Raw genomic sequence first — 5,553 nt, 5'->3', positions numbered from 1 at the left:
CGTGGGGTGGGGGCGGGTTTTTGAGATTGTTAATTTTTGCCACATATTGTTTGTTAACCCGCCCCTACATTTCAATATATCACCCTTGCCGTTAAATTTAAACGCTCTACTGGATTGCGATCGAGCGTTTGTTTTATACTGCTAATATCCGAGGCATTTGCTGACAAAGCTGGCTGGAATTCTAAGATGATTTTCAAACTAACATCTGCTTGCGCGTCGGGACTCTCCAACAAACTTTTGATAGTCGAGAAAAAGCTCTGAAATCCCCGCATTTGACCTTGATATTCCAGCCGCAAAAATTGGTCGCCGGTTTGAATGGTGGCGGTTTGGTCGATTTGCGGTTGCCACCGCTGCAATAGGGCAATTGCCGTTCCCAATTTACGATAATCCATTACTTGATCCACAGACAATTCTAGCACTTCGATGCCTTGCACTTTGTAGTCGCTAATGCGATCGCCCAATCCCGTAAATACCGCACTTATCGTGCCGTCAATTTGGATAATCGGCGGTTTCGCCTCCCACAAACTCGGCTGTAGCGTTTCCACCACATAAGGAGAATTGTCACTATATCGAACGCTAGGAACTTGAGGATTTAGATTGACATTGGTTGTTTTTTCTGCTGTCTCACCGTTACCGTAATCGGCCACCACACGAAAAATACTGTTATTAACAATGGTGGCGTCATACTCATCGGAAGGGCGGAAATTTCCCGGCACTAAAGTATTATCTTGATACAAACTAACCGTCAATGCTCCTTTCGCTTTCCACCTCACCCGCACGGGTTTTGCCGCTTCTGCACTCGGCATCAATTGAGCGCTGAGTTCCACTTCTTTCGGCGCTGGAGGTTCGAGAATGCCGCGCTTGTATAGGGAGGCGCGATCGCTAAATTCGATCGTCTCCGGCAGCGCCAACACGCTATCATCGGTTTTGATAAATAGTCTCTCCCCGACTTTCATATCCCAATTGCCCATTTTCAAACCTTCGCGAATCGTCTCCCGCAGCATCGAAACTTCCGCATCAAGGAGAATATTCAAACTCCAATCCTTAGCAAAAGCATCGCGCAGCGCCTTAGTAGTCCAATTATCCAACCCCGCAGGCCAAACTTTTTGCAGGATAAAAGCCGGGGCGAAAGGTTTAGCTTCTTCCGCGCGAATCTTGCCGCAATCTTTGAGGGCTTTAAGAATCACATCTTGCTGGTTGTTTTTGCCTTTCACCATACTCGCATCCTGCGCGGTAAGAGTGTAGTGCATCAATCCTTTCGGTGCTTTTACTTGGTCATTTGAAGGATAAAATAAATGGCGGTAAGCATTAGTCAAAGATACTCTCACAGCTATATCTTTTGCCCCTTCCCGTTCCTTCAATTGCTTCTGCTGGCTTCCCGATAAATCTGCCAGTCGGTTCTGACTTTTGAGAATATTTTGAATTGCTTTATATTCTCTGGCATTGTCGATCGCCGTTTCTAATTCTAGCCGATTGGCCACCAAAAATAACAACCGATTCCGGTAGGTGCGAAACTTCCCCGATTCGCCGCTATTGTTAAAAATTCTCTCGATTAATTCCGGGGCTGCGTCGGTAGAAGCATTCACCGTCGCATCGTCAAAGTCGATCGCGCACAACGCCACATCATCCGGGTTGTCGTCTACATCTCCGGGACTTTCGATATTAGAAACTAAGGTAAAAAATTTCTTGGCAAAAATGCTATCCCGACGAATTCTCAAATCATCTTTCGCGAATCCCCTCCCAACTTGTTCCTTCTCCTCGGTGATAATTTTGTTGATCGAAGGTTCTTCTTTAAACCTCGCTAAAGACGTTACCGGATCGGAGTCTAAATACCAAGCTACCTTCGTCAATCTTTCTAAAGCGCGATCGACAAAACCGCTGTCAACCCCCGGAGTCAGCAGCGACAAATTCAACTCAGCCAGCCGAATACCCGAAGAATTTCCCTGAGTCAAAGAATGCAAAAAGATCGATCGGGCTACCCAAGTAGAAAACGGCGGTTTTCCCGCTGCTATCCATTCCCCATCTTGCAATTGTGCGTAAGCCGGCCTACCATCGGGATTGTAGATATCAGCGCCGATCGCATTCCGCAGGGGCGATCGTTGCAACCGAGAAGTCAGATCGCTAGTAATTTCGTCATCCATCCCCACGGGAATATGATGCGTGTGAATCATCGGCATCCAACCATCGCGATTTTCCCACAAATGCCGCACGACTTGCGCGAACAATCGCAAAGCGCCCCGCGTCTTCTGGAATTCGGGAATAGAAGCAATTTTTTTAGTAAGAAGATTGAACAATTCCGGGTGAAACGGATAACTTTGGGCGATCGCTTTTGAGTATGACGCATCTTTGCAGCCATCGGGCAAATTAACTCGGCAACTGCGATAAGCCGCCAAATATTCCGATGCCGCTTTTTGCGCCGCTTCCTCGCTAACTCTGGCAAACACGCGCTGTTTAACGATGTTGTAAATTTCGATATCTGTAGAAGGACTCAACACCCTTTCTTGTCTAGCGGAAGCGCGCATCGTTTCTTGCAATTCTGCGGTTTCTTCCCCAAAAGTATCTGCTGTCGAGGCGAGGGAATAAACCAATACTAAATTATCGCAGGCTGCCGCCAAATCCATCAGGGAAAATAGAAAAGCTACCACTTGTTTGGCTAAATCGCTTCTGCCAATTTGTTTCGCTTTTGCCGATCGCAAATACCGCGCAATTTCATCTAAAATAATCACAGTCGGCTGTCCCCCCGTCAACCGTTCTAACACCGAAGTACCGGGACTGACACCGCTTTGATCGCTGCCGTGTACTAACTGATAGCCTGGAATCCCGCCAATTTGGTAAGCAATTTCGCCCCAAAGAGTGTAGGTTGTCAAGCCGCTGTCCGAGTGATAAACTCCTTGTTCTGGGTCTAAATCTCGACCGTCGATCGCTGCAACTTGTAAAGGGCGATCGGGAATAACGCTAATATCTGTAAAGCGTTCCAATCCGTGAATTTCTCGCCCTTGCTTGCAGATATGCCAGAGTGCAATTTCATCGTGAGTTTTACCGCCCCCAAAACTCGTTTCCAAACGAACTACCCCAGCCCCGGCGCTTTGCTTCATCAAGCGGCTGAAAACTTCCCGAATCAGGGTTTTAATGCCATCAGTTGCGAAAGTATTGGCAAAAAATTTATTGGCATCTTGATAAACTTGAGGTGCAGTTCCTTCGACTACCAGCCGCAATTTTGCTGCAAATAAATCTAGAGACAAGTCTCCCGATAAAATCTCATCTCTGGGCACGCAGGTATCAAAGATTAATGGCAGCATCTCAAAGCTCCTTAACTAATAATATCAATTCCGCTCTTCATCGGAATTATTCATCTCTCACTTGTCTCCCTCTGTCTTCTCTGCGTTCTCTGCGGTTAAATCATTCCGATATCCAATAACTAATGACTAAAATCGACATTTCCCCCGCTGACAATTACCCCAACTCTCGCATTTTCAGCTTTCACAACACCTGAAAGCAAAGCTGCTGCCCCCAGCACTCCAGTCGGCTCGACAACTATCTTCATCCGTTCCCACATAAAAAACATTGTACTGCGAATTGCGTCTTCTGAAACTGTTGCCATATCATCAACATAATGCAGCACCAAAGGAAAGGTTAATTTCCCCAAAGATGGCGTGCGCGCACCGTCAGCAATCGTATCCGGGTTAGTAACAGTTTGGAGCGTTTTCGTGCGGAACGATCGCGCAGCATCGTCTGCTTGCTGGGGTTCTACCCCGATTACTTTACACTGGGGAGACAACGTTTTTGCCGCGATCGCGCATCCCGACAGCAAACCCCCGCCACCGCAACAAACTAACAGCAAATCCAACTCCCCAACTTCTGCGATTAATTCCAGCGCCGCCGTACCTTGTCCCGCAATCACCCACGCATTATCATAAGGAGGAACAATTGTCAAGTGTCGTTCTGCGGCAATTTCAGCGGCTAACTCTTCGCGGGAAACTTGAGTGCGATCGTACAAAATAATTTCTGCGCCGTAGCCGCGAGTCGCCTCTTGCTTGACTTTTGGCGCATCTGCCGGCATCACCACAGTAGCAGGAATTTGTAGCAACTGTGCGGCAAGGGCGATCGCCTGCGCGTGATTTCCCGAAGAAAAAGTCAACACTCCCCGCTGTTTTTGGGCTTCAGATAGCTGAATCAAAGCATTGCAAGCACCCCGAAATTTAAACGAACCCGTGCGCTGAAAGTTCTCGCACTTGAAAAATACCTGAGAATTTGTGCGTTTGTTGAAAGTTTCCGAAGTCAGCACCGGCGTCTTGAAAGCTTTGCCCTGCAAGCGATTTGCCGCCGCATCCACATCCGCGAAACATACTGACAAGGGATTTTGGGCACTCATAGATTTTAGATTTGGGCGATCGAGGACTCTATTTGTAGGGTGGGCATTTCCCGCTTTACTCCTACCATTAAATTATAAATTTTTATCATAAGCTTATTAAGAATTATCATTAGCGGTTGCGCTTAATTGTTAAAAAAGCTGTGGACTAAAATCAAAGTTATGACAATTTACTATCAAAAATCAAAGGGGCGTTTGTACTTGCACAGGAGAGGGATTAAGGAATACAAATTTAACCACCGCCCGATTAATTGTAGGGAAACAGCACGGCGCAGTGTCCTGATTTTCGGTAATATCAAATCCATTGGCATCGGAATTATTCATCTCTCTCTTCCCTTTCTCTGTATCCTCTGTGTCCTCTGCGGTTTAATTATTCCCATACAACCGGCATGGATATAACGGGTAAAATAAACCGGATTGGATGGTGAAATTGCCCTCGCGAGTGCGATCGACTTCAACCATCGACAACAAGGCAAAAGAGAACACGGCAATGCCATTTCCCTACAAAAAAAATAGCAGCTAAATTGTTTAACAATTACCAAAAAAAAGGACACAGCATGGCTGTGTCCTTACCCGTATCTTGTAGGGACACAGCATTGCTGTGTCCCTAACCGTACCGATATCCCGATTAGGATTCTTGCCGTTTAGAACAAGAACAATTCAGAATTACCGGAAACTCCTAAATCGACATCGACAGTGGCAAACAAACTGTTACCACCAACCGTAGAACCGTTGCTATCGTAATACAGTTTAGTAGACGCAGACAAACCGTCGTAGATAGCCATGATGGACGGCCCGGTTAAATTTAGTTCGAGATCAGTTACAGAAACTGTGCTGCTGTAAACGTAGAAACTCGAACCCAAAGGCCCAGATCCGGTCGTAAAGGCTGCAAAACCAGTGCTGTCGAGGTTAATTTGATCCTCAGCAGTGCTGTAATTGGTAATAAAATCGCCGCCGTCAGCAGTAGTTCCGGTGAACACAAACACATCCAAACCAGCACCGCCGTTGAGAACATTGGTTCCCACACCACCGATTAAAGTGTCATTCCCCTCGCCGCCGTTTAGAGTATCGCTACCCGCGCCGCCGAAGATGCTGTCGTTACCTAAACCGCCGTCGAAAATGTCGGCCCCAGAACCGCCGTTCAAGATGTCAGCAAACTCAGTGCCGGTGACGTTATTAGCTGT

The 5,553-nt window shown here is 46.9% G+C and carries 3 protein-coding genes; all 3 read right to left on the bottom strand.

The window, feature by feature from the left end:
* Nucleotides 1-71 precede the first annotated feature (71 nt).
* A complete protein-coding gene (locus tag QUB12_RS09115; RefSeq protein WP_333306449.1) occupies nt 72-3,299 on the bottom strand; it encodes a DUF499 domain-containing protein in 3,228 nt (1,075 codons plus the stop codon).
* A gap of 119 nt (nt 3,300-3,418) precedes the next feature.
* Nucleotides 3,419-4,372 carry a threo-3-hydroxy-L-aspartate ammonia-lyase gene (locus tag QUB12_RS09110; protein WP_333306447.1) on the bottom strand — a complete coding sequence of 318 codons (954 nt, stop codon included), beginning with the start codon at nt 4,370-4,372 and terminating at the stop codon, nt 3,419-3,421.
* Between the two features lie 641 nt (nt 4,373-5,013).
* Nucleotides 5,014-5,553, bottom strand: a 540-nt coding sequence (locus tag QUB12_RS09105; protein WP_445300658.1) for a calcium-binding protein, incomplete at its 5' end; no start/stop codon positions are given.

It is taken from the genome of Microcoleus sp. B7-D4, from assembly GCF_036705125.1.
Classification (GTDB): Bacteria; Cyanobacteriota; Cyanobacteriia; order Cyanobacteriales; family Microcoleaceae; genus Microcoleus.
Note: the sequence above shows the minus strand (reverse complement) of the source record. Positions and strands in the feature narration are given on the sequence as shown.